Source organism: Allohahella marinimesophila (assembly GCF_039538005.1).
Classification (GTDB): domain Bacteria; phylum Pseudomonadota; class Gammaproteobacteria; order Pseudomonadales; family Oleiphilaceae; genus Allohahella; species Allohahella marinimesophila.
In genome coordinates this window covers 1-23,477 of the sequence record NZ_BAABBO010000016.1, presented here as the reverse complement: position 1 = coordinate 23,477, position 23,477 = coordinate 1, and the positions used below count along the sequence as shown (strand labels likewise).

Below are 23,477 nucleotides of genomic sequence, written 5' to 3'. Positions count from 1 at the left end.
GGCAGAAGAGGATCAACATGAGTAAGACGAGGGTATTGTTCATTGTTCGAGGCTTTCCCCAGATTTCACAGACTTATCTCAAGTCAGAACTGGAGGCGATATATGATGACTATGAAGTCCGGATTATTTCGCGTAAGCCCTCCAATGTACCCTATCGCAAACACTACCCATTTCAGCAGATCAGCAGTAGTGCAGAAGCACGCGATATCATCCATGAATTCCAACCACATGTTCTGCATACCCATTATCTGAATCAGCTCGACTTCGTCGGAGCGCTGGCAGCAGAAACGGGGACTCCTTTCACAGTTCGTTCACACTCTTTCGACACGATGGCTCTGCGCCCCAAAGGATTGAAAGGCAAGCTTCGCGCGCTGGTCTGGCGCAAGTCGCCGCAATACAAGAAAGTGGCAAAGATCCGTCGCAATCTGCATTGGGCAAATCACGAGCTGTGCCTGGGGGTGCTGGGTTTCCCCTGGGCACGTCCGTTCATGGAAGGTGCTGGCGTCGAGCGGAGCAAGATCATCGACTGCCCGGCCATCATCAATTACGACCAATTTCATGACACCAGCCCAAATGGTGAGGGCATCATGAATACCGGGGCAGCGATCCCGAAGAAGCGCATGGAGGACTTCATCGAACTCGCCCGTATGCTGCCAGAGAAAACCTTTGATCTCTATGCCATGGGGTACCGCAGCGACGATTTGCAGGAATATAACGAAAAGAAGGGCGGCGCAGTCAACTTCATGCCTATCGTCCAGCCAGAAGATATGCCTGCAGAGTACAAGAAGCACCAGTGGCTCGTGTACACAGCAGATTTCGACCTCGCGACGGTAGGCTGGCCGATGGCGGTGGCCGAAGCGCAGGCATCCGGTACCGGCGTCTGCATGCCTAACATCCGTCCGGATCTCAAGGACTACGTCGGCGACGCCGGTTTCCTGTATGACAGCATTGAAGAGGTCAAGGACATCATTTCACGTCCAGTGCCGGAAATAATGCGCCAGGCCGGATTTGAGCAGGCCAGACGCTCCGACATACAGCGACACAAGCATTTGCTGACCGATCTATGGGACAAGGCAGCGTCTCGGGCTTAGCCTCGCCGTTGGGTGGGATAGACTCTTCGGTGATATACTCCGCGTTTTTTCACCACAGGAGTAACGGCGCATGATGGATCAGGCCCGTGCAGTTCTGCGCGATACCTATGGATATACCGATTTCCGGGGCGAACAGGCCGCGGCCATTCAGGCAGTGCTCGAGCGGCAGGATGCCCTCGTCATCATGCCGACCGGTGGCGGCAAGTCAGCCTGCTATCAGATCCCCGCCCTGGTCATGCCAGGCACAGCGATCATTGTTTCTCCCCTGATCGCCCTGATGGAAGATCAGGTCTCGGCTCTGAAGCTTCTTGGCATCGAAGCTGAGGTACTCAACTCTTCCATCGAGCGGCAACAGCAGCAGGCCATCGAAGCCCGGCTACGGAAGGGCGAGATCAAGCTTCTCTACATGGCCCCGGAAAGACTCTTACTCCCGTACAATCTCGAGTTGCTCAGCAATCTCGATATCAGTCTGTTCGCGATTGACGAGGCGCACTGTGTCTCGCAGTGGGGTCACGATTTCCGCCAGGATTATCTTGGCCTGGGACAACTCAAGCAGCGCTTTCCCAAGGTTCCGGTCATTGCGCTCACGGCGACAGCTGATGCGCGTACCCGCGAAGATATCATCGAGAACCTCCACCTGCAGACGCCTGAGCGGCTGATCGGCGGGTTCGACCGTCCAAACATTCGTTACACGGTAGCACCGAAGCAGGATGCCCGGCGGCAACTGAAACAGTTTCTGAGCCGGCACGAAGGCGAGGCCGGTGTCATCTACTGCATGTCGAGGAAGAAGACTGAGGAAACGGCGACCTGGCTCAGCAGCCAGGGCTTCACTGCCCTGCCCTATCATGCGGGGCTGCCTGCGGCCACCAAGACGAAGCACCAGCAGCGCTTCCTGCGTGAGGAAGCAGTCATCATCGTGGCCACCATTGCTTTCGGCATGGGTATCGACAAACCCGATGTTCGCTTCGTTGTGCACCTCGACCTGCCAAAGACCGTCGAATCCTATTATCAGGAAACAGGGCGTGCCGGACGTGACGGTGAACCGGCCGAGGCCTGGATGATTTATGGCTTGCAGGATGTGGTTCGATTGGGGCAGATGGTCGACAACTCTTCGCTGTCGCCTGAGCACAAACGTTTTGAACGGGGCAAGCTGAACCAGTTGCTCGGCTGGTGCGAGGCGACCACCTGCCGGCGACGAGCGCTGCTCAGCTACTTTGATGAGGACTCGCCTGAGGCCTGCGGTAACTGCGACGTCTGTCTGGAGCCGCCGGTAACGCTGGACGGTACAGAGGCAGCGCAAAAATTGCTGTCTACTATTTACCGAACAGGCCAGCGCTTCGGTGCTGGCCACGTCATCGATGTATTGCGCGGCAAGGAAAGCGATAAGGCGTTCCAGGGTGATCACCACCAGCTCAGCGTATTTGGCATCGGTCAGGATCGCAGCCCTGCTCAGTGGCAATCCCTGTTGCGTCAGTTGATCGTACAAGGCTACGTCTATGCCGATGCTGAACGCTTTGGCGCGCTGCGTCTGCATGAGAAATCCCGCGAGCTGTTGCGAGGCGAGACCAGGCTGAGCATTCGCGAAGATCCGCCAGCACCGGCCAAGGGCAGCCGACCCACAAAATCAGGCGGTAAACGCAGTGTAGACGTACCCGACGAAGAGATGGACCTCTGGGAGGCCCTGAGAGCCTGCCGCACAAGACTGGCCAGCGAGCAGAACGTGCCGCCCTACGTCGTGTTTCATGACGCCACGCTGATGCAGATGCTGACGCTAAAGCCTGACAGTGAGGAAGCGCTTGGCCAGATCTCGGGTATCGGTGAAGCGAAGCTTCAGCGTTACGGCAGCGATTTTCTCGCCACGATCGCCAATTTCACTTCACAGCCAGTACAGGGAGAAGCCTAATGGCCAATGAAACCCTCGAAGCATTCAAGCAGCGCATGGCGCTGACACTCACTCAGGACATTCAGTGGGGTGACATGGATGCCTTTCGCCACGTCAATAACACGATCTATTTCCGCTATTTCGAGAACATCCGAATTCGTTATTTCGATCACACTGGCGTCAATGAGCTGATGAAGCAGTCGCAGATCGGACCCATTCTGGGTTCAACCGACTGCAGGTTCATGGCGCCATTGACCTATCCCGATACCATCACGATCGGCACCTGCATCACCGACCGCGGGGATAAACGCTTCACGATGAGCTATGAGATCTTCAGCCATCAACAGCAGAAGATCGTCGCCAGCGGCAGTGGCGTGATCGTCTACTATGACTATAACAACAACACGTCCTGCCAGATTCCACAGCAAATTATCGAAGCCATCGATAAGTGAACCTGTCGATTATCCTGACGGTCATTGCCCTCAACCCACATGCATAGCAGGACCTCCATGCCGCAGCTCCGCACACCTTACCCGCCCATCGAACCCTATGAGACCGGCATGCTCGATGTCGGCGACGGGCATCAGGTGTATTACGAACGCTGCGGTGTGCGAGGCGGTAAACCGGCTGTATTTCTGCACGGTGGGCCGGGTGGCGGCTGCAATGCAGAGCACCGTAGGCTCTTCGATCCCGCAGTCTACGATCTGTTGCTGTTCGACCAGCGAGGCTGCGGCCGCTCGACCCCTCATGCCGAGCTCGAGGCCAATACGACCTGGCACCTGGTAGCGGATATCGAGCGTCTGAGAGCACTCGCAGGCGTCGAGCGTTGGCTGGTGTTTGGTGGATCCTGGGGGTCCACCCTGGCTCTGGCCTATGCCCAGAGGCATCCTGACAGAGTGAGTGAACTGGTGCTTCGGGGCATCTACACCCTTACACAGGCCGAACTCGACTGGTACTACCAGTTCGGCGCCTCTGAATTGTTCCCTGATAAATGGGCTCGTTTCCAGGCGCCCATTCCTGAGAATGAGCGTGGCAATATGATGAAGGCGTATCGCCAGCGCCTGACAGGTGATGACCGTCAGGTGCAGCTGGAGGCCGCGAAAGCCTGGACTATCTGGGAGGGTGAAACCATCACGCTGCTCCCGGACGAAGCTATGACCTCGGCCTTCAGTGACGGCACATTCGCCCTCGCCTTCGCCCGTATCGAAAATCACTACTTCAGTCACGGCGCCTGGCTGGAGGAGAACCAGCTGATGCGGAATATCGATACGCTCAGGAACATCCCGGCTGTACTCGTTCATGGGCGTTACGATATGCCCTGCCCGGCCCGATACGCTTATGCCATGCACAAAGCCTGGCCGGAGGCGGCGTTCCATCTGATAGAAGGTGCTGGCCACGCCTATTCGGAACCAGGCATCCTGGACCAGCTGATCAGGGCCACTGACCGTTTCGCCAAAGGCTAGGCAACAGGTGCAGGTTGGCAGGTACGCAAAATGCGCGTTGAGAATCGCGCTCACAGTAGCGGCGGTCATACTCGTTCTGGAGCTAGCCCCGCTTCGCGAAATCAGCACCCATCTCGCCAGTACCGAGCTCTCCTGGCTCTGGGCCGCGCTTTTTCTGCAGGTGCTCATCAGGGTGATCACCGCTGCCAGAATGCAGCTGCTGGCTCATTTCCAGCGACTTAGCCTGAGTTTCTGGGTCATGCTGAGGATCGTGCTGGCGACTGCCTTTTACGGCCTTTTTCTACCGGGCGGTATTGCCGGTGGGGCGGTGACTTTTGTTAAATATCGGCAGTACGGTGCGGGCGGTGCAGCTGCACTGACCAACGTGGTGGTCAACAAGGCCATCGCTGCGCTGACCATCGGTTTCCTCACCTGTACCGCCTGGCTTGCCGATTTTGTCCGCTCCCAGGACGCCACCTCGCCCGCCCTGAACTCCTTGATAGCGCTCCTGTCGTTGCTAACCCTGCTGCTACTGCCTTTTTTGCTCAAGACCGGCATCAACGCTTTCGGCTTGGCGCCCAGATTGCAACATCGATACGCGAATGGTCATGGCCGCTTCTCCAGAGCTGCAGGCGCTCTGCTTTCGCAAATGCAGATCCTGAACGATCTGGGATGGCGGCAGACTTTCGTACTGATCTTCGCTGGCTGCGCCGCACACGTCATAGGGGCGGCAGGCATGCTGTTCTTCGGCCTCGCCCTGGGCCTGTCAATAGATCTCATCAGCGTCATGTGGATTTACGGCATGGTATTTCTACTGGCATTGCTGCCAATATCATTCGCTAACGTCGGCGTACGGGAGGCAAGCATGATTCTGTTGCTGGCACCTTTTGGCATCGGCGCTGCGGAAGCAACAGCGTGGTCGGTATTGATGTATTCCGGGCCGCTGGCTGCTGCACTGGCTGGAGCTCTACTGGAGGCAACGGCGTTCGCCGACTCACCGCTACCTATAAGGCGTGATCAATGATGTCGAGATGGGCAGTTATTGTAGTGTTTTTGCAGTAATTTCAAAGTGTCAACGAGCTTTACAAGGATCGGGCGGCACCGCTATGGCGCAGCCCGTACCACTGGCATTTAATGATAGGTCTTGCATGCTCTGGCAATATCCTGAGGCAGCGAGTCCGCACATTTGTCCGCAATATCGCTCAAGGTAATGATGCCGGTGAGATCCTTGTTCTGATCGCTATCCATGACGAGCAGCCGCTGCACATTTTGTGACTGCATGTTGCGCAGAACATTTTCTACATCGTCCTTCTCATAGCAATACAGGACCTTCCCATCTACCAGGCTATCTACACTATCCTCGGGCCCCTTGCCTTCGGCAACAGCCTTGATGGCGATGTCCCGGTCCGTGAGCAGGCCCACCACCTTGTCATCCCGGGACACGGGAACGGCGCCAATATGCAATTCTTTCATACGACTTGCCGCCTCACGGATAGTTGAGCTGGCAGGCAGGACCTTGGGATTTTTTGTCATGATCTCATGAACTTGCATGATGATATCTCCTTTATTTTTGGATAGTTTTTCTTCAACCGAACAACCATGTTGCTCAAGGAAATATCAAGCAAGCAACGCACCAAACGCTAAAAGGAGGCTCTAGGCGCCGAGGGCTGCTACCGATAAGGCGGCAAGAAAACCAATGAGTGTGGCCAGGCCAGTGACCGACCCACCATGCTCGAAAGCTTCCGGCAGCATAGTCTCGGCTATCATGGTCAGCATGGCTCCAGCAGCTACACCCTCTACTGCCAGTTTGATGAAGAAAGCCGTCCCGGCAGGATCTGGCGGGAATACCCAGGCACCAAACATCGCACCCAGGCCAGTGAGCAGGCACAGCGACGACCACATCCACATGATGCGTGGGATCGAGAAGGCATGACGTCGCATGATGACGGCGCTGGACATGGCCTCAGGAAAGTTCGCCAAAAAGACACCGACAATGAAGGCCAGGCTCATGCCACCAGTGTCAATCGCCAGCGTGCCGATCACCAACGACTCCGGCACGCCGTCGATGGCTATACCGAGCCAGATGGCCATGGCTGCGCCAGCTGAGCCCGCTGCACCACGACTCTCTTCCTGGATGTCTCGCTCGCTGATTGGCAGGTTCACTGTATCAAGTTCATCGTCCCCCTCGGCCTGCGCATCCAGCTCATCAGCGCCGGCGTGGTCCTGATGGCTGGCCAGGGCTTCAATGACGGGTTTCAGTTGCGGCCTCTGTTCCAGTAGAACATCGAGGTCATCCTTGTCGAGGGTATACAAAGTGGTCCTGGTAGCGGCGCGCGCTGTGGTCTGCCGACTGACGCCACTGATTACGGCCCGCTCACCGAAGGTGTCGCCAGCCTGAAATTCCGCGATAGCATTGGTGGCCGGCGGAGAGTCATCCCTGGCGTACCTGTCCGGGACCTCTTCGTATAATCGAACGCCACCTTCACGAACGAAGTGGATCTCACGTGAATCATCTCCTCGTCTGAAAATCAGTTCGCCAGGGGCGAATCTTTCCTTTCGAACATATTTCACGAGCTCTGCGAGGTCGTCGGACGGCAAATCTTTCAGCACACTTATTTTAGCCAGCCTACGCAGCAGCCTTCGGGCACGAGCTTTTTTGGTCCGGGCCACATGATCCCGAACATTGGAAAGGCTGCGCAGAAAGGCGCCACGGTCGTTGAGAAATTTATTGAGTACGGAGAACAGCACGCCTCCCGCCACTGCACCGATCACGGCCACGACCAGAGCGCCGTTGCCGTGAGTGTCCACATAGTGCGGTACATGAGCCATCAGCTCGATGGTGAGAGCAAACAGCAGCGCACCAGCACCAAAAGCCATGAAGGCCGAAGTGATTCTGGAGCCCGGACGCCAGACAAGGCCCAGTATCGCGCCGAGCGGTAGTGACAGTGCGCTGACGATACCCCAGAAAAAAGCGGTCTCAACCATTGGATGCTCCTGCTGACAAGCCGTCAGCAGGCATACGCTGCTTACGGCTCGAGTGCCTGTCTGTCCAACTGCATACGACGCTGCCGCCTGTTCTGGTTTGACCGCTCCCGGGCAACGAACAATCGCCAGTAAGCAACTATGGCCAGCGCAGCGAAAGCAGCCAGGGTCCAGAGGGCCACCGACATCTGCACACCTGCAGCCAGCAGCCCAGCAAATATCGCCGGCATCAGCGCTTTCACCACGAAGGCTGGCCGCGCAAGATGCCCAAGTGTGGCGCCGACATTGGCTGGTCCGAATATTTCAACCGGCACTGTGCTGCGCACTACGGTCAAGAGACCATTGGCAATGCCATAAAAGGCCGCGAACACCAGCCCCAGAACCCAGTATGGTGATATGAGATTCAGTAGCAGAGTACTCACCAGCAGGAGTGACAGCGACACTGCACCAACAGTGACTGCCCTGCTTCTGTTGGCAAAGCGCCACTCAACCAGGCGGCCGACCACCTGCATTGGTCCGATAGCGGCTGCCAGCCAGACAGCATCAGCCCGATCGAATCCGCGGCTTTCCAGGGCATCGATCAAAAAGAGCGACAGCGCGCCGAAGACACCCATGGCCGAGGCGAAGGCCAGTGATAACCAGGCCAGCTCAATTTTTTCAGGCGGCGCAGGCGCGGATTGGGCATGCATCGACAGTGCTTCAGCAGCCGCCGATGAATCGCCTACACCCGGCTTCGGGGGCACCATGAACAGGTGTACGGGCAGCGCAATCAACAGCTGAAAAGCGGCAAACATCAATAGCGCTTCGCGCCAGCCCGCGATCTCCACCAGCCAGTGACTCAGGGGCCAGAACACGGTACTGGCGAAGCCCCCAAACAGTGTCAGCACCGTCACCGAGCGACGGAACCGGTCGGGCAAGACCTGATGAATCACGACAAAAACCGGATCGTACAGGCATAGCGCCATCGCAGCCCCGGCGATCAGCCAGCCCAGAAAATAGACCACAAGCCCGTTGGCCGTGGCTAGTAGCACGAATGCCAGGGCAGCGAGAATGGAACCGAGAGCCAGAGGGCCGCGGCCACCTGAACGGTCAATCCAGCGCCCAACCGCCGGCGCGGCCAGTCCAGAGACCAGTACACCTAGCGTGAATGCGCCAAACACTGTGAGTTCGCTGAACCCCAGTTCTGTGCGCAAGGGCAGAGCTAGCACAGCCAGGCTGTAGTAAAGACTGCCCCAACTGAGTATCAGCACCAGACCGAGCGCTATCAACAGGCGGTTCGCGCTAGCCGGGGACAGGCTCATGCCTGGGCAACAGTCGGTTCAGGATGCCGCGGCAGGGCGACAGAAATGACAGCAGCGAGCGTCACAAAGGCGGTAGAGACCCAGAGACAGACTTCCAGACCATAAGCCTGGTAAATCCACCCTGACAGGAGCGTTCCGAAGAGTCGTCCACCTGCATTCGACATATAGTAGAAGCCGACATCGAGCGAGGCCCCTTCTTCTCTGGCGTACGACACGATGAGGTAGCTATGCAGTGAGGAATTCACTGCGAACAGGACGCCGAAGGCCAGCAGCCCCCCTATCAGTACGACTTCAACGGGAATTTCCGTTCCCATGGACAGCGCAATCAGCGCTGGAAAGGCCGCGAGCGCCATGGCCCAACCGAAGGCAGTGCGCCCATCAGGCACACGACCTGAGCGGAAACCCGTCATCGTTGGGGCCAAGGTTTGAACGGCCCCGTAACCAATGATCCAGAGCGCCAGGAAACCGCCAACCTTCCAGAAATCCCAGTTGAGCTGACTGCTGAGATAGACAGGCAGCGCTACCACAAACCAGACGTCGCGGGCTGCGAAGAGAAACAACCTGGCCGCCGATAACACGTTCACAGCCCTGCTCTTCGATAGCATTTCGCTGAACTTTGGTTTGGCTTTGGTCTTGCCAAGATCTTTCTTCAACAAAACCAGACTGCTTAGCCAGACCAGGCTGAGGGCAATCGCCATCGTCAATACGGCGTGCTGGAAGCCGACCCAGGTCAGCAACGCGCCGCCGAGAAAAAATCCAACGCCCTTAAGCGCATTTTTCGAACCAGTCAGCAGGGCGACCCAGCGATACAAAGCCCCTTGCTGATCGTTCGGAATCAACTGCTTGATGGCGCTTTTGGCGCTCATCTTGTTGAGATCCTTCGCTATACCGGAGAGTGCCTGGGCGGCCATGACCCAGACCACCGTAAGCCAGTCCGCTGGAACAAATAGCATCATCAGCGCCACTACCTGCAGCACCAGGCCCAGGTTCATGGTGCGGTTCAGACCTAGCCGGGCACCGAGATAGCCACCGACAAGATTGGTGACCACGCCGAAGAATTCGTAGAACAGGAACAGTGAGGCAATCTCTAAAGGACTGTAACCGAGGCTATGGAAATGCAACACGACCAACATGCGTAGGGCACCGTCGGTCAGCGTAAAGGCCCAATAATTACCGGTGACCACCATGTATTGACGAATCTGGGGGGACAGGCTTGCCAGGTTTTTCATAACGACGAATCCAGTGGCATGCACTTAGTCTGACAGCCCCACGAGGCGGGTCAGCTCAGCGGTTCTGCAGGTGTAGCCCCATTCGTTGTCGTACCAGGCATAGATCTTCACCTGCGTACCGTTGATGACCATCGTCGATAACGCATCGATAATCGACGAGCGTGGATCTGTCCTATAGTCAATGGACACGAGGGGCCTCTCTTCATAGCCAAGTATATTCCTGAGTTCGCCCTCTGCTGCCTTTCTCAGTACCTGGTTCACCTCTTCGGCTGTGGTCTCGCGCTCTACCTCGAACACACAATCCGTGAGCGAAGCGTTGGCCAGCGGGACCCTCACGGCATGCCCATTCAGACGCCCCTTCAATTCAGGGAAAATCTCGGTGATAGCCGTCGCTGATCCGGTTGTCGTTGGTATCAGGCTCATGCCACTGGCACGCGCACGGCGCAAATCCTTGTGCGGCTGATCCAGAATACTCTGAGTATTGGTGAGATCATGAATCGTCGTGATGGAGCCATGGCGGATGCCGAGTTCCTCATGAATGACCTTGACCACCGGTGCCAGACAGTTGGTTGTACAGGACGCCGCAGTCACGATTCGATGCTTGGAAGGATCATATAGATGATCATTCACGCCCATCACGACATTGAGCACACTCGCCTCCTTCACCGGCGCGCTCACCACGACGCGCTTCACGCCTTGTTCCAGATAGGCAGCCAGCATTGAGGTGGTCTTCATCTTGCCACTAGCTTCGATGACCACATCACAGGCAGACCAGTCGGTATCTTCGATGGCCTTGTTAGCTGTGACGCCAATGCGCGAGTCGCCGATAATGATCGTTTCACCCTCTGACTTCGCCTCGTTCTTCCAGCGCCCATGTACCGAGTCGAAATTGATCAGGTGTGCAAAAGTGGCTGCATCAGCGGCCGGGTCGTTGACCTGCACTATGCTGATGGCATCCATATCCCACAGTGCGCGCACTGCCAGCCGCCCTATCCGGCCCATGCCATTGATACCGACCTTTACCGTTCTACTCATGACATTGCTCCGCAGTTCGTTGCTCGCATTGGTCTGTCTCCCATGCATTCCAGGCGCCCGCTAGTCTCGAGCAGCCATTGCTGATTGGCCTGGCCTGTAATGGCAATAATTTGCCTTGCCCAGTCGGGTAGATATGGATGAATCCGGTAGTACACCCACTGGCCCTGCCTACTATCTTCCAGCAATCCGCAGGCGCGAAGCTGCGCAAGATGACGCGAAATTTTTGGCTGCGCAGCGTCCAGCGCTTCTGTGAGCTCACACACGCAAAGCTCAAGCTCCCGCGCGACGAGCAAGACGATTCGAATGCGAGTGTCATCGGCGAGACACTTGAACAATTCTGGTGGACTCAGCCCGGCAATGTCATGCATGCATGGAATCCATGGGGAAGCCTCAAGTCGATACCATATCTGGACTTCGACATATTCGTGAAGCCGCATATGTTGCGCGATTGATCTTACGGCTGGATGTTTACAGTTTGATGACAAGGCCATGATGATTTTCAATGAACCGAAGCCGGAAAAACATTTTCAGGATAGACCTGCTCATTGATTTATCTCAACGGCCTCCTCGGCGCCTTTCGGTAAGCTTTTCTCATCATCCAAGGAGAGCTTCCATGTTCAGAACACCGTTGTTGATTGCCTCATGTCTCGCTGCCGCCAGCGCATCTGCTTACGATGCTGGCGACTTTGTCATCCGTGGTGGTCTTGCCAGCGTCGATCCTGCTGAGAGCAGCTCGGCGATTGCGGTCAACCGTCCGTCTGCAGCCGCCGGCGACAAGACCGGCACCGAAGTTGGGGTCGACGGTGATATCAGTCTCGGCATCAGTTTTACCTACTTCATCAGGCCACAGATCGCGATCGAGCTACTGGGGGCCACGCCATTCAAACACAGCATCCAAGGCGCAGGCATTCTTTCCGGACTGGGCAAGCTGGGCGAGGTGCAGCATCTTCCACCTACTCTGAGCGTCCAGTACTACCCCATGCCATCAGAAGCGAAACTGCAGCCCTATGTCGGCGCAGGGTTGAACTACACCATCTTCTTCAAGGAAGACACCACCCAGACATTGACCAACTCGGTTGGCGCACTCGCCAGTCTGCCGAACAATCCTGTAGCCGGCGTACAGGCCACGTCAACTGACCTTGAGCTGGAAGACTCCATTGGGCTGGCCGCTCAGGCGGGCCTCGACTACCGACTCACAGAGCGCATCGGTCTCAACGCGGCTGTCTGGTATGTAGACATAGACACCAAGGCAGACATCACTGCAGAAACGAATGCCGGCAGAGTCAGGGCAGATGTCGACGTAGACATCGATCCCTGGGTCTACATGGTGGGTGTAGCCATCAAACTCTGATCTGGTGAAACCTGCAGAGATCTGATCATTGCAGGTGATGCTCGCGAGCGTCCGACTTGATTCATGTCAATTCGGCATCCGCTCGCAGCAGTATAATGACAAGGTGATCAGTACCAGTATTCAGCGGAGAAAGCAGCGATGAGCATGTTCATGGATCAGTATGTATTGGCCGGTCTGGCGGTGGTTGCAATGACCATTGGCTTTCTCGTGGCCTTTGGAACCTTTGTCTGGAAAGACGCACACAAGAAGAAGTCCGGGCAGCCCTGATTGCCGATGAACCACCGCTCGCAATGTTCGTTCAGGATGCCACCACCTCATTCGAACATTTACCCCGATCCTGCAGGTCGCTCATATTCTGTAAGGTGATGGTTGCGATGCTCTCAACCGCCTCCTCAGTGAAAAAAGCCTGATGAGCGGTGATCAGCACATTGGGAAAGGTCAGCAACCGCATGAATTCGTCGTCCTGAATGAGCGATGCTGAATGATCTGCAAAGAACAGCTCAGCCTCTTCTTCATACACGTCGAGGGCTACACTACCGATTCGTCCCTGCTTGAGCGCCTGAATGAGGGCGGTGGTATCCACTAGCGCGCCGCGACTGGTATTGACCAGCATCAGTGTCGATTTGGAGGTGCCGAAGGCAGCGGCGTCGATGAGATGATGAGTGTGTTTATTGAGCGGACAATGCAGGCTCAGTACGTCGCTTTCGGCAAACACCTGAGCCAGTTCCGCATAGCCGCTACCGGCCGCTTCAAGATCGCTTTTCAGCGTCAGATCAGGATACGGATCAACAGCCAGGACGCGACAGCCAAATCCCAGCATGATTCTGGCGAAGATAGCCCCTATCTTGCCTGTTCCAACCACGCCGACTGTCTTGCCATGAAGGTCGAAACCCATCAGACCGTCCAGTTTGAAGTTGCCATCACGCACGCGATTGTAAGCTCTGGGTATTCTGCGATTCAGCGCCAGTATCAGTGCGACGGCATGTTCTGCGACGGCATAGGGCGAGTACTCCGGCACCCGAACGACTGTCATGCCCAGGCCGGCGGCCGCAGGCAGGTCGACATTGTTGAACCCAGCACAACGCAGGGCTACGAAACGCACACCCAGCGCAGACAGCGTTTCCAGCGTGGACGCGTCGAGCGTGTCGTTCACGAACACACAAACGGCCTCTGCACCGGCGGCAAGCGCTGCCGTTTTCTGATTCAGATGAGTGTCAAACCAGATAAGTTCGTGTCCATGGCTGCTGTTCAGCCTGTCAAAGAATGTGCGGTCGTAAGTCTGTGTACTGAAGAAGGCTACACGCATGATCAGGACTCCGTGGCAGGGGCTGAAGACTTCATGATACGGCGCGCGACGTCGGTATGACAGGCTAGCTGAGCGATTTCGGATGCTCCGGCGTACCTAGCGGAGAGGTACACCCGACAATGGGTGGAAAACAACAAGGAGTAAACAAATGGCAGATATCTTCGAAGCCCTGATCAAGGACCATGAGGTCGCCCGAGACATCATGCGAAAACTGGAAAAAACCGAAGGCGCATCAGCTGAGCGGCAGGAACATTATCCGAAGCTGGTGAAGGAGCTGCTTGCCCACGCCAAGGCCGAAGAGCGCACGCTCTACCATGCCATGCTCGGCTCGGCCGAAAGCCAGGATGAAGCCACACACAGCATCGGCGAGCATCAGGACATGGAAGAGGCCATGGAGGCACTCGCCAAAACGGAGATGTCTTCCTCACAGTGGCTGCCAAAGTTCCGCGAACTCAGGGAACTGACCGAGCATCACATGAAGGAGGAAGAACAGGAGATCTTCGAGGCCGCCAGAGACGTGCTCTCCACCACCAGGCAGAATGAACTGGGTTCCCAGTACGAGAAGGAGAAAGTGGTGGAAGACAAGAAAGATCGATCAGACTTTCTGCCCTGAAGCCTCATCCGCCGCCCTGCGAACGACAAGCGTACTGGCCAGCTTGTCGTGCCAACCTTGCTTCCGGGGATCTCTGCCTGCGCTGAAAAAACCCAGACAGAACGGTAGCATTGAGACGTAGTAGCCAAGGTATCGTTTGATCAGCTGGGCAGTAGTTGGTTGGCCGCCGGTGTCAGCGTCGATAATTTCGAGCTTGAGCCACAACTTGCCAGGGGTGGCGGACTTGAACATCCAGAACAGAATGACGACCACTGCCGGGGCGACGTAAGTGATCAGCACATCTGCCGGTCCATAAACAATGGCTGCGCCAGTCCAGTAGCGTTCACCATAAATCACTGTGAGCAAGGGTGCGATGATGAGCAGAATCAGTATCGAATCGATGAGCGCAGCCCCTGCCCGCACCCAGAATCCGGCGTAGTCCATTTCGCGCATTTCACTTCCCCGAGCCTGATCATACTGAAGCTGCTAAGGTAGCAATCAGTATCGTCTGCGTCCACGTGATCTATCATTAGCGTTAACATCAGACGCTGGCGCAGATCTCAAGCGTCAGCTTCGGAGGAGTTTCAGACATGGCAGACGATATTTTCCAGGCAGTCATCAAGGATCATGCGACTATCAGGGTGCTGATGAAGGCGGTAGACGACTGCGGAAAAGACGCGGACCTCCGGCGCGAGGCTTTTGCCAACCTTGCGAAGGCCCTCATCGCTCACGCCAAGGCCGAAGAGCGCTCGCTATACGACACGATGCTTGGCGAAAGTCCCTCTCACGACGAAAGCCTGCACATCGCTGAACATGATGCCATCAGCGAGCTTATCCACACGCTGGGCGGAAAGAGGGAGGCACCCACTGACTGGCCAGCGACGTTTCTGCAATTGAAGACGCTGGTAAAGAGGCATCTCGATGAAGAAGAGAATGAACTCTTTCCCGTGGGTCAGCATTTGCTGACAGCCGACCAGAAAATAAGACTTGGTGAGTTGTATCGCGCTGCGAAAGCTGACGAAGACAGCAAGGACAGGAGTGACATACTGGTTCTCTGACCAACAGTGAATCAGGTCGCAGAATGCGCAATTTCACCCAAACCGATGATGACAGTTCGCACACCTGCCCTTTAGCGTAGGCACCGGAAAGCCCAAAAGGGCGCTAAGCCCGTGTCACTCGAATAAGCCAGGATGTCCCATGTCATTTAAAAGAACAAGTATTGCCCTTGCCTTCACTTTTTTGACCCCTTTTGCGATGGCCGAAGTCGCCACCGGGCAATATGCCCTTGTTGCAAAGCACAGCAACCTCGCTCTTGATGTCACCGGTGCCAGCTCAGCGGACGGCGCTGATGTTATTCAATGGGATTATAGGGGCGCCAGAAACCAGCACTTCAAGGTCGATAAGCTGGGCAATGGCTACTACACCATCCATGCCGTACACAGCGGCAAGTCCCTAGATGTCTGGGAGTTCAGTACCGAGGCCGGTGGTGACATCCGTCAGTGGTCAGCTACTGGCAACTATAATCAGCAGTGGAAAATCAGCGAAAGCGGCGATGGATTTTATACCGTCGTGTCACGCCACAGCGGGCTGGCACTCGATGTATGGGGCTGGAACAAGGCCGCTGGCGCTGATGTGCGGCAGTGGCCGCTGACAGGTGGCGATAATCAGCAGTGGTATTTCCGTCCTGTGAGCACTGACGGCGGCACGGTACAGCCGCCGAAGCTGCCGAACAGGGGGTCCAATTGCAAGTCTACTGGCAGTCAGAGCGTCTCTGAAACCATCAGGGTGAATGGTGGCGTGTATGATGGCAAATGCAAGACCTTCAACCCTACCTCAGCACTGGGCGATGGGAGCCAGAACGAGAGTCAGAAGCCCGTATTTCGCCTCGAAAATGGCGCCACACTGAAGAACGTTATCATTGGAAACAACGGCGCCGATGGCATTCACGTCTACAATGGTGCCACCGTTGAGAACGTTCGCTGGACCAACGTCGGCGAAGACGCCCTGACTGTAAAGTCGAGCGGCGGCAAGGTCGTGCTCAGGAATATCGAGGCCTATGATGGCAGCGACAAGTTCCTGCAGGCCAACGCGGCCAGTACCATTCAGGTGAGCGCCTGCACGGTCGACAGCATGGGCAAGTTCATCCGGCAGAATGGCGGTACCAAGTTCCCCGTCTCGATCACTGTCGACAACTGCAGTATCGCCAACATGAAGGAAGGCATATTCCGAACGGACAGCTCAGCGTCCACGGCGCGTATCACCAACAGTACCCTGGATAACGCCGGTTCGATCTGTATTGGCAAGTGGAAGAGCTGCACCAGCGCCAACATCAGCGGACAGTAGACGGCGCCCTTGCCTCGTCGGGGTCGTCGAGTCCCTCCTGCTCGACTGACCCCGTGTGCTGCAGATGTCGAGCGACCATATAGCAGAGCAAGGCCCAGAAGGCGCCAGCCATCCATCCTGCCAGAACATCGGTAGGCCAATGCACACCCATGTAGACCCTGCTGATGCCAATCGCAATGGTGAGAAACATGGCCACCGCGATGAGATACACCTTGGCCTTGCGATTTTTCTGCACACGGGCGAGTAGACTCGCCAGCGACAGATACACCACAGCCGACATCATCGAGTGACCACTTGGGAAGCTGGTGGTGTACACATAGCTACCATGCGGCACCAGATCAGGTCTCGGTCGGTCGAAACCCATCTTCATCAGCAGGCTCAGTGCGATACCACTGCCAATGGTGACCAGCACCACCAGCGCCACCTTGGCTTTTCGCTCCAGCACCAGAAAGCCGGCCACCACCAGCGTGATAAAAGTCAGCACACCCACGCCACCGAGGCCAGTGATATCGCGCATGAGCTCTTCCAGCCAGTGCGGGCCAAGCGGGTCAGTCTGATCTCCCGGCGTCCGCATGGACATCAGCAATCGTTCGTCGAAGCCATGACTGTCGCCTTCAATCACCTCACCTGTCACCCAGATAAAAATCCAGGCCAGACCAGCCAACAGGAACATGGCCAGAAGCATCGATAGCTCCTGTCGCCGAATCAACTGCCAGCCCCTGCTGATTACGCTCAAAATCAATGCCTCCTCAATTCACACTCACGGTATCAAGGAGATACGACGTCGCCTTGCGAGAGATCACTGGCGGTGACCGCCTGAAGCTCATTTCTAGGCAGGCTCCGGCGTCGGCTGGCTGTTGGCAATGCTCGAGAGAAAGGCATCTGCCGGCAAAGGTCGGCAGGTCTGGTAGCCCTGAAGTCCACTGATCGGTTTATCATGCAGCAGCTTCAGCTGGTCTTCGCTTTCCACACCTTCAGCAATCACCCCGAAACCCAGCAGATTTGCCAGTGCAATAACAGCATCCACAATGGCGGTTCCACCGGTGCCCGAATGCATGGCGTGGATAAAGGTCTTGTCGATCTTGAGCTCGTCGACCGGGATATTTTGCAAGTAGCTCAATGAGGAATAGCCGGTACCAAAGTCGTCCAGCGATACCCGAAAACCCAGCTCCCGCAGCCGGCTGAGCTGAGCCGCAGCATCTTGCAGTGTATCCATCAGAAGATTTTCCGTAATTTCGAGCTTGATCAGGTGGGGCGATATGCCATATGCACTCAACACGCTATCAAGATGGCTTTCCAGCTTATGATCACGAAACTGCCGCGGACAGATATTGACTGCAATCGAAAAACCGGACGGCAATGTGTCGAAGTTACCGATCTTCACCAGCACTTCGCAGACCTGCGCCAGCATCAGCGCATGGAGCTGGTTGATGCAATCAGACTGGGCGGCAAACGGAATGAATTCATCAGGCAGGACCAGACCTCGGGTCGGATGTTGCCAGCGTATGAGCGCCTCCGCACCGATGAGTGCGCCGGCGCAATCAAATTGCGGCTGAAAATAGGCGACGAATTGTCCCTCAGCGATACCGGAGCCCAGCTCGCGTTCAAGCTGCATCCTTTCGTCGGCCGCTGTCTGCAGCTCCGGTTCGAAAAAGGCCATGCAGCTGCCACCGAGCTTCTTTGCCTGATACATCGCCGTGTCGGCCTGACGGATCACTTCATCAGCCGTCTTCTTGCCATCATCAATAAGGCTTATGCCAATACTGATGCCAATTCGATACAGGTTGCCTTCAAGTTCGAAAGCCTCCCTGAAGGCCCCGAGAATCTTCGTTGCCAGTCGCGACACCTCATCCGCCACTTCGATGAGACTATCGTGAGAAAGATCAGGCATCACGATAAACTCGTCTCCGCCAAGTCGCGCCAGTGTGTCCGCTTCCCTGAGTAATGCCTTCAGGCGTGACACCACGGTGCATAACAGCTTGTCCCCGACCGCGTGACCGAGGGAGTCGTTGATCCGTTTGAAGTCGTCCAGGTCGAGAAACAGGAGTGCACTACACTGCTGATGACGCTCCGCCCGGTCAATCGCCGTCTGCAAGCGGTCCTTGAGCAGGCGCCGGTTCGGCAGCGCCGTCAGCGGATCATAGAATGCCAACTGCTCGATCTGATCTTCAGCCTTTTTCCTGGCAGTGATATCCCTGGCCAGCCAGAGCACATGTGGTAGCGCTGGTCGTTCGTCCAGATAGCCTTCCAGCCTCACCACTCTGGCTTCGAATACGCAGACTTCATGTTGACCAGGCAGGCTGTATTCGAAGAATTGCACTTCATCTAAGTTCACCGCTCGCTCGACGACCGACATGAATCGTCGGGCGATGTCCGCGGGCAACAGATCCTGGATCGCATGGTTTATCATCTCCTGAGGCGGCCTGATCAGCAGGTGGGTATCGGTACCATAGATATCTACACATTTGCCATGCAGATCAAGTATGAGCGCCACGTCGGGCATCACTTCAATAAAGGCTTCAAGCTTGTCTTTGGTGCACTGCAACTCATTATGCAGTTGTGCCTCACGCTGCCTGGAGCTGTCAGTTTCGATAGCGAGGCTGGACAGGCAGGAAAAGCGTTTGATCAGTTCGAGGTGAAATGCTTCAGGCTGTTTTGGCTCGAGATAATAGATGCCGAAGCTACCAATGATCGTATTATCCGAAGCGCGAATAGGCGTCGACCAACAAGCATGCAGCCCATGCTCGAGCGCGACCTCGCGGAAATCCTTCCAGAGCGGGTCATGATCGATATCGCTGACGATGACCTGTTGCCCCGTATATGCGGCTGTGCCGCAGGAGCCCATGTCGGGGCCGATCGGCAGATTGTCTACTGCGCTGCAGTAAGTGGCAGGGAGTGATGGGGCGGCAGCATGTGAAAGCTTATCGCCACTAAGAATCATGATGGAACTTCTGACCAGAGGAGAGTCGATAATCGCCTCGATCCGATTGCAAATGAGATCGAGACAACTGGACAGGTCGTTTCCGAGCGCTATCTTCTCTATGACTTCCTGCTGCGCCTCGATGAGGGCAGAATATCGGGTAGCATTCACGATGAGCAATCCTGACAAGGTTTCATCGAACTGCTGTATTGTTTAACGATATCAGCGCCGGCATCGAATTTGAATACTATCTTAATCCAAAATACTGATTCAGGGGATAAAAATGCTTCGCGGACAGATTGCGGACGCAGCAAAAGTTAAGACGGGGGATATCCGCAAGGCTGCCAAGATGCTGGCAGCCAGTCGAAGAGCTCTCGTCATGACGGGTGCCGGAATTTCTGCTGAAAGCGGTATTCCCACTTTTCGTGATGCGCAATCCGGACTATGGGCAAAATATCGTCCTGAAGATCTCGCCACCCCTGAAGCCTTTCAGCGCAACCCCGGGCTGGTCTGGCGCTGGTACCAGCAACGCCGTCGTGATCTTCGCAGGGTACAGCCCAACGCTGGTCACAAGGCGCTGGCCCGCCTGGCAGAGCGCATAGGCAGCTATCCACTGGTCACCCAGAACGTGGATGATCTTCACGAGCGCGCAGGCAGCGAGCGCGTGATTCATCTGCATGGAGAGCTTTTCGGCACACATTGTTTCGAATGTCTTGCGCCCTGTTCAGAAGAGGCTGATACCGCCGAGGAAAAAGATCGAGCTACGGCCACTGGGTCGGAGGCGATGCCGCCTCGTTGTGTCCACTGCGGCGCCTTCATTCGCCCCTCGGTGGTATGGTTTGGTGAGATGCTCCCTGCGGCAGCCTGGGCTGAGGCGGAAGCTGCCGCTCAGCGATGCGACGTACTGCTTTGCATCGGTACTTCCTCACTCGTCTACCCGGCTGCGCATCTTCCGGGCATAGTGCTCGAAGCCGGTGGTCAGGTGGTTCAGGTCAATCCCGAGCCTACCGCCCTGGATACACGGGCCACCATAAACCTTAGGGGAAAGGCGGGCGAAATATTACCTGCGCTGCTCGATGCTGTGAACGAGCAAAACACCTGAGCATGTGCATCCCATCGCCATGTTTGAGCGTATCAGATCGGCATGTGGATACAGAAAGAACTCTCGCTGAAGCCTCGCCCACGCGGCTTTCATCTCATCACCGATGATATCGAGCAGGGGCTACCGGAATTGCGCTCAGTAGCCACCGGCCTACTGCATATTTTCATTCTGCACACCTCGGCATCGCTCACGATCAACGAAAATGCCGATCCCACCGTTCGCGGCGACTTCGAGCGGTTTTTCAACCGGGCCGTTCCACAGAATGAGCCTTGGTATCAACACACGGACGAGGGCCCGGACGACATGCCTGCTCACCTGAAATCAAGTCTGCTCGGCAGCCAACTGACAATACCGGTTGACAAGGGCCGGATGCGCCTCGGCACCTGGCAGGGCATCTACCTCGGTGAGCACCGCGACCATGGTGGTAGCCGCAAACTCGTACTCACGCTCAACGGCGCTTCATGAGCTATTGGTAGTGGTACGGCTTTCTATCGAAGCCAGCAGTGTGCTGAGCTTACGCAGGTCTGCAGGCTTGGCGAGATGGTGATCGAAACCTGCACCGGAAGCGCGTTCAAGATCTTCAGGCATGGCATAGCCACTGAGGGCGATAAGCACTGTATCGGCAAGATGCTTGTCAGACCTGATCCGCCGGGCGACGTCGTAGCCATCCATACCGGGAAGACCGATATCACAGAGCACGACATCTGGACGAAAGGTTTGAGCGGTGTCCAATCCAGTCTGGCCATCATGAACCACCACGACTTCATGCCCATGCATCTGCAGCAGATCACGCATGGTAGTCCCTGAGTCGATGTTATCTTCGATGATGAGAATGCGATTGCGAAACACCTCATTCACTCGTGGACGTCTTTCTTTACTGGGCAACGGGCGCTCAACAAGGGCCAGACGAATCACGAATTCCGAGCCAGTACCAGCCCCCTCACTACTGGCAGAAATACTGCCGCCGTGCAGCTCGATTAGTCGTCTGCTGAGCGCGAGTCCCAATCCAAGCCCCCCGTTTGCACGATCGAGCGCTGCTGGCCCCTGGGAAAAAGGTTGAAAAAGACGCGCCAGCAGTTCCGGGCTCATCCCCACCCCGGAATCACTCACCGTGAGTACGGCGTTGGGGCCCTCCTGCCGCAGCGCCACTGATGTCAGCCCATTCTTCGGGGTGAACTTCAAACAGTTCTGCAGCAGATTACCTATGCTTTGCGAGAGCCGATTTTCGTCGCCGAGTATCCAGGCTTCCCGCTCTGCAGGTGAAAATTCAAGACGAATACCTCCCGCTTCGAAGAGCCTTTTATAGTCTCTCATTGTCGCCTTGAGCAGTTCATTCAGCTCAAGCTTCTCCTTGATGATCTGTATCTTTCCACGTGCGATACGTGTGATATCCAGGAGATCATCGATCAGTCGCGTCATTTGCGCTGCCTGACGCTTCAGGATCGAAAAAGCCTGATGAGCAGCATCACTGTCGGGTTTCGCGCCCTCTATGAGTTGAATAGCGTTCTGAATGGGCGCTAGCGGGTTCCTCAGCTCGTGCGACAGGACCGCCAGAAATTCATTCTTGCGCTCATCCGCTTCATGCAGCTCCGATTCCCGATCGTGGACGGCCTTCTCCGACTGCAGCCGCTCGATCGCGTCCCGGGTCCGCTCGGCCACTTCCTTGATCAGTGTTCGCTCTTCATCGCTCCAATGCCGAGCTCTGGAGTGCATCACTGTCAAGGCAGCAGGACTGCTGTCCACGATCACGAAAGCCACCAGAAAGGCTTCAACACCGGCCCGTCTACATGCAGCCAACCGCTCCGGCTCAAGCCCTTCAGCCGCGTTCAGGTCGTCGAAGCTCACGCTAGCCCCAGGTTCAAAATCCGTCGGCAGACCGTCAACCTCATCCCAGGGCCGGAAGTCATCAGAAATGACGGATCCACCTGCATTACAGATATACTTGCCAGCCGACTGGTCGGGCAGCGCACTCTCGAAGATAACTTTGTCGACCTGTAGATATTCGCTGAGCAGTCGACAACTCGACATTTCGACGTCGTCTGAATGCCGGAGGGCATCTGCCAGTTCGATTCGGAAGGTATCTCGAAGGCTAGCCTCGCGCAGGGCCTCTTCAACACGCTTGTGATCTTCAATATCAGCCAGCAGCACAGCCACATGCGCGTCCTCACTACTGCCGCTACTCGGAAGGCTGAAAGCATGAACATCTACCGCTCTTCCAAAAACGGATCGCGCACACTGAAAACGCACAGCGTCCTGCTCCTGGCTCACGCGCAGGAAAATATCCTGCCAGAACTCCGTAAGATGAGGAATCGCCTCGGCGATTCTTCGCCCTACCAGCCCATTTACACCAGTGAGTCGATAAAAGGCCGAATTCGCCGCGACGATGTTCGGAGACTGCTCGGCATCTTGGACCTTATCCACCACGCAGAACACCTCATCCATCGATTCGAAAAGGGTACGATAGCGTTCCTCGCTCTTGCGCAGAGCCAGCTCCGTATGCTTGTGCGCACTGATATCGAAAAAGGTGAGTACGACGCCTTCGATTCGATCGTCAGCAGTTCGATACGGCCGCATGCGAGCCAGGAACCAGTTATTCTGATTGTCGCGCACCTCGCGTTCGGTGGGAATGAGATCCTTCAGTACAGCCTGCGCATCATTCATTAATTGGTCATAGTTCAGATGATGAGTCAGGTCAGATAGCGGCCGCCCCTTGTCGACATTTCGAAGATTGAACAATTCTCCTATCTGCGGGGTGAAGCGCAGAATTCGCAGCTTTCGGTCGAGAAACAGAGTGGCTATATGTGTGGCTGCCATCAGATGCTGGAGGTCGTCAGAAAGCTGACTAAGCTCGGATACACGATGACGGTTCTCTTGATTGTGTAGTGGTCAAGTAATCTTGGA

At 56.1% G+C, this 23,477-nt stretch carries 23 protein-coding genes; 12 read left to right on the top strand and 11 right to left on the bottom strand.

The features are described 5' to 3' along the window. Positions 1-17 precede the first annotated feature (17 nt). From ABD735_RS16215 to ABD735_RS16195, 5 genes are all read left to right on the top strand, one after another. Entirely contained in the window at positions 18-1,091 is a 1,074-nt protein-coding gene (locus ABD735_RS16215; RefSeq protein ID WP_344808370.1) for a glycosyltransferase, read from the top strand. Between the two features lie 70 nt (positions 1,092-1,161). Then, a complete protein-coding gene (gene recQ / locus ABD735_RS16210) occupies positions 1,162-2,994 on the top strand; it encodes a DNA helicase RecQ (RefSeq protein WP_344808368.1) in 1,833 nt (610 codons plus the stop codon). Further along, positions 2,994-3,425 (top strand): acyl-CoA thioesterase, encoded by a 432-nt coding sequence (locus ABD735_RS16205; RefSeq protein ID WP_344808366.1) that lies wholly within the window; start codon positions 2,994-2,996, stop codon positions 3,423-3,425. The genes recQ and ABD735_RS16205 overlap by 1 nt, the downstream gene beginning before the upstream one ends. Positions 3,426-3,482: 57 nt before the next feature. Further along, positions 3,483-4,436 carry a prolyl aminopeptidase gene (pip, locus tag ABD735_RS16200; RefSeq protein WP_344808364.1) on the top strand — a complete coding sequence of 318 codons (954 nt, stop codon included), beginning with the start codon at positions 3,483-3,485 and terminating at the stop codon, positions 4,434-4,436. Positions 4,437-4,473: 37 nt separating this feature from the next. Beyond that, complete coding sequence (locus ABD735_RS16195) at positions 4,474-5,439, top strand: lysylphosphatidylglycerol synthase transmembrane domain-containing protein (protein WP_344808362.1); 966 nt, start codon at positions 4,474-4,476, stop codon at positions 5,437-5,439. A gap of 107 nt (positions 5,440-5,546) precedes the next feature. Here the strand turns inward: ABD735_RS16195 and ABD735_RS16190 are convergent, their stop codons facing one another. The 6 genes from ABD735_RS16190 to ABD735_RS16165 form a co-directional block, all read right to left on the bottom strand. Further along, positions 5,547-5,966 carry a CBS domain-containing protein gene (locus tag ABD735_RS16190; protein ID WP_344808360.1) on the bottom strand — a complete coding sequence of 140 codons (420 nt, stop codon included), beginning with the start codon at positions 5,964-5,966 and terminating at the stop codon, positions 5,547-5,549. A 102-nt stretch (positions 5,967-6,068) separates the two neighbouring features. Beyond that, positions 6,069-7,400 (bottom strand): cyclic nucleotide-binding domain-containing protein, encoded by a 1,332-nt coding sequence (locus ABD735_RS16185; protein WP_344808358.1) that lies wholly within the window; start codon positions 7,398-7,400, stop codon positions 6,069-6,071. Positions 7,401-7,441: 41 nt separating this feature from the next. Continuing rightward, complete coding sequence (locus tag ABD735_RS16180) at positions 7,442-8,698, bottom strand: MFS transporter (protein WP_344808356.1); 1,257 nt, start codon at positions 8,696-8,698, stop codon at positions 7,442-7,444. Then, a complete protein-coding gene (gene arsJ / locus ABD735_RS16175) occupies positions 8,695-9,927 on the bottom strand; it encodes an organoarsenical effux MFS transporter ArsJ (RefSeq protein WP_344808354.1) in 1,233 nt (410 codons plus the stop codon). The genes ABD735_RS16180 and arsJ overlap by 4 nt, the downstream gene beginning before the upstream one ends. Before the next feature lie 24 nt (positions 9,928-9,951). Continuing rightward, entirely contained in the window at positions 9,952-10,962 is a 1,011-nt protein-coding gene (locus ABD735_RS16170) for an ArsJ-associated glyceraldehyde-3-phosphate dehydrogenase (protein ID WP_344808352.1), read from the bottom strand. Continuing rightward, positions 10,959-11,330, bottom strand: coding sequence for a metalloregulator ArsR/SmtB family transcription factor (locus tag ABD735_RS16165; protein ID WP_344808350.1), 372 nt, complete (start codon positions 11,328-11,330; stop codon positions 10,959-10,961). The genes ABD735_RS16170 and ABD735_RS16165 overlap by 4 nt, the downstream gene beginning before the upstream one ends. Positions 11,331-11,575: 245 nt before the next feature. Here ABD735_RS16165 and ABD735_RS16160 point away from each other — a divergent pair, with 245 nt between their 5' ends. Both ABD735_RS16160 and ccoM read left to right on the top strand, forming a co-directional pair. Continuing rightward, positions 11,576-12,313, top strand: a complete 738-nt coding sequence (locus ABD735_RS16160) for an OmpW/AlkL family protein (protein ID WP_344808348.1) — start codon at positions 11,576-11,578, stop codon at positions 12,311-12,313. Between the two features lie 138 nt (positions 12,314-12,451). After that, on the top strand, positions 12,452-12,580 hold the full coding sequence (gene ccoM / locus ABD735_RS16155) for a cytochrome c oxidase subunit CcoM (RefSeq protein ID WP_344808346.1): 129 nt from the start codon (positions 12,452-12,454) through the stop codon (positions 12,578-12,580). A 31-nt stretch (positions 12,581-12,611) separates the two neighbouring features. Here the strand turns inward: ccoM and ABD735_RS16150 are convergent, their stop codons facing one another. Then, a complete protein-coding gene (locus ABD735_RS16150; RefSeq protein ID WP_344808344.1) occupies positions 12,612-13,619 on the bottom strand; it encodes a 2-hydroxyacid dehydrogenase in 1,008 nt (335 codons plus the stop codon). Between the two features lie 148 nt (positions 13,620-13,767). Between ABD735_RS16150 and ABD735_RS16145 the strand changes: the two genes are divergently transcribed. After that, positions 13,768-14,232 (top strand): hemerythrin domain-containing protein, encoded by a 465-nt coding sequence (locus ABD735_RS16145; RefSeq protein WP_344808342.1) that lies wholly within the window; start codon positions 13,768-13,770, stop codon positions 14,230-14,232. Here the strand turns inward: ABD735_RS16145 and ABD735_RS16140 are convergent. Further along, entirely contained in the window at positions 14,215-14,664 is a 450-nt protein-coding gene (locus tag ABD735_RS16140) for an RDD family protein (protein ID WP_344808340.1), read from the bottom strand. The genes ABD735_RS16145 and ABD735_RS16140 overlap by 18 nt on opposite strands. Before the next feature lie 137 nt (positions 14,665-14,801). Between ABD735_RS16140 and ABD735_RS16135 the strand changes: the two genes are divergently transcribed. Both ABD735_RS16135 and ABD735_RS16130 read left to right on the top strand, forming a co-directional pair. Then, positions 14,802-15,269, top strand: coding sequence for a hemerythrin domain-containing protein (locus ABD735_RS16135; RefSeq protein ID WP_344808338.1), 468 nt, complete (start codon positions 14,802-14,804; stop codon positions 15,267-15,269). 139 nt (positions 15,270-15,408) lie between these two features. After that, the gene (locus ABD735_RS16130) at positions 15,409-16,554 is read left to right on the top strand and encodes an RICIN domain-containing protein (protein WP_344808336.1); all 1,146 of its coding nucleotides are present in this window, start codon (positions 15,409-15,411) and stop codon (positions 16,552-16,554) included. On the opposite strand, the gene ABD735_RS16125 is transcribed toward ABD735_RS16130, so the two are convergent. Then, positions 16,541-17,239, bottom strand: coding sequence for a phosphatase PAP2 family protein (locus ABD735_RS16125; RefSeq protein ID WP_344808334.1), 699 nt, complete (start codon positions 17,237-17,239; stop codon positions 16,541-16,543). The two genes, ABD735_RS16130 and ABD735_RS16125, sit on opposite strands and share 14 nt — an antisense overlap. A gap of 144 nt (positions 17,240-17,383) precedes the next feature. Further along, positions 17,384-19,645, bottom strand: a complete 2,262-nt coding sequence (locus ABD735_RS16120) for a putative bifunctional diguanylate cyclase/phosphodiesterase (protein WP_344808332.1) — start codon at positions 19,643-19,645, stop codon at positions 17,384-17,386. 112 nt (positions 19,646-19,757) lie between these two features. Between ABD735_RS16120 and ABD735_RS16115 the strand changes: the two genes are divergently transcribed. Further along, a complete protein-coding gene (locus ABD735_RS16115; RefSeq protein ID WP_344808330.1) occupies positions 19,758-20,576 on the top strand; it encodes an SIR2 family NAD-dependent protein deacylase in 819 nt (272 codons plus the stop codon). A 42-nt stretch (positions 20,577-20,618) separates the two neighbouring features. Continuing rightward, the gene (locus ABD735_RS16110; protein ID WP_344808328.1) at positions 20,619-21,041 is read left to right on the top strand and encodes a secondary thiamine-phosphate synthase enzyme YjbQ; all 423 of its coding nucleotides are present in this window, start codon (positions 20,619-20,621) and stop codon (positions 21,039-21,041) included. On the opposite strand, the gene ABD735_RS16105 is transcribed toward ABD735_RS16110, so the two are convergent. Further along, complete coding sequence (locus ABD735_RS16105) at positions 21,036-23,390, bottom strand: PAS domain-containing protein (RefSeq protein WP_344808326.1); 2,355 nt, start codon at positions 23,388-23,390, stop codon at positions 21,036-21,038. The two genes, ABD735_RS16110 and ABD735_RS16105, sit on opposite strands and share 6 nt — an antisense overlap. Positions 23,391-23,477 lie beyond the last annotated feature (87 nt).

Excerpts from the sequence above, each read along its gene's own strand:
- ABD735_RS16215 (WP_344808370.1), top strand. The coding sequence starts at position 18 with ATGAGTAAGACGAGGGTATTGTTCATTGTTCGAGGCTTTCCCCAGATT.
- recQ (WP_344808368.1), top strand. The coding sequence starts at position 1,162 with ATGATGGATCAGGCCCGTGCAGTTCTGCGCGATACCTATGGATATACC.
- ABD735_RS16205 (WP_344808366.1), top strand. The coding sequence starts at position 2,994 with ATGGCCAATGAAACCCTCGAAGCATTCAAGCAGCGCATGGCGCTGACA.
- pip (WP_344808364.1), top strand. The coding sequence starts at position 3,483 with ATGCCGCAGCTCCGCACACCTTACCCGCCCATCGAACCCTATGAGACC.
- ABD735_RS16190 (WP_344808360.1), bottom strand. The coding sequence starts at position 5,966 with ATGCAAGTTCATGAGATCATGACAAAAAATCCCAAGGTCCTGCCTGCC.
- ABD735_RS16185 (WP_344808358.1), bottom strand. The coding sequence starts at position 7,400 with ATGGTTGAGACCGCTTTTTTCTGGGGTATCGTCAGCGCACTGTCACTA.
- ABD735_RS16180 (WP_344808356.1), bottom strand. The coding sequence starts at position 8,698 with ATGAGCCTGTCCCCGGCTAGCGCGAACCGCCTGTTGATAGCGCTCGGT.
- arsJ (WP_344808354.1), bottom strand. The coding sequence starts at position 9,927 with ATGAAAAACCTGGCAAGCCTGTCCCCCCAGATTCGTCAATACATGGTG.
- ABD735_RS16170 (WP_344808352.1), bottom strand. The coding sequence starts at position 10,962 with ATGAGTAGAACGGTAAAGGTCGGTATCAATGGCATGGGCCGGATAGGG.
- ABD735_RS16165 (WP_344808350.1), bottom strand. The coding sequence starts at position 11,330 with ATGCATGACATTGCCGGGCTGAGTCCACCAGAATTGTTCAAGTGTCTC.
- ABD735_RS16160 (WP_344808348.1), top strand. The coding sequence starts at position 11,576 with ATGTTCAGAACACCGTTGTTGATTGCCTCATGTCTCGCTGCCGCCAGC.
- ccoM (WP_344808346.1), top strand. The coding sequence starts at position 12,452 with ATGAGCATGTTCATGGATCAGTATGTATTGGCCGGTCTGGCGGTGGTT.
- ABD735_RS16150 (WP_344808344.1), bottom strand. The coding sequence starts at position 13,619 with ATGCGTGTAGCCTTCTTCAGTACACAGACTTACGACCGCACATTCTTT.
- ABD735_RS16145 (WP_344808342.1), top strand. The coding sequence starts at position 13,768 with ATGGCAGATATCTTCGAAGCCCTGATCAAGGACCATGAGGTCGCCCGA.
- ABD735_RS16140 (WP_344808340.1), bottom strand. The coding sequence starts at position 14,664 with ATGCGCGAAATGGACTACGCCGGATTCTGGGTGCGGGCAGGGGCTGCG.
- ABD735_RS16135 (WP_344808338.1), top strand. The coding sequence starts at position 14,802 with ATGGCAGACGATATTTTCCAGGCAGTCATCAAGGATCATGCGACTATC.
- ABD735_RS16130 (WP_344808336.1), top strand. The coding sequence starts at position 15,409 with ATGTCATTTAAAAGAACAAGTATTGCCCTTGCCTTCACTTTTTTGACC.
- ABD735_RS16125 (WP_344808334.1), bottom strand. The coding sequence starts at position 17,239 with ATGCTTCTGGCCATGTTCCTGTTGGCTGGTCTGGCCTGGATTTTTATC.
- ABD735_RS16115 (WP_344808330.1), top strand. The coding sequence starts at position 19,758 with ATGCTTCGCGGACAGATTGCGGACGCAGCAAAAGTTAAGACGGGGGAT.
- ABD735_RS16110 (WP_344808328.1), top strand. The coding sequence starts at position 20,619 with ATGTGGATACAGAAAGAACTCTCGCTGAAGCCTCGCCCACGCGGCTTT.
- ABD735_RS16105 (WP_344808326.1), bottom strand. The coding sequence starts at position 23,390 with ATGGCAGCCACACATATAGCCACTCTGTTTCTCGACCGAAAGCTGCGA.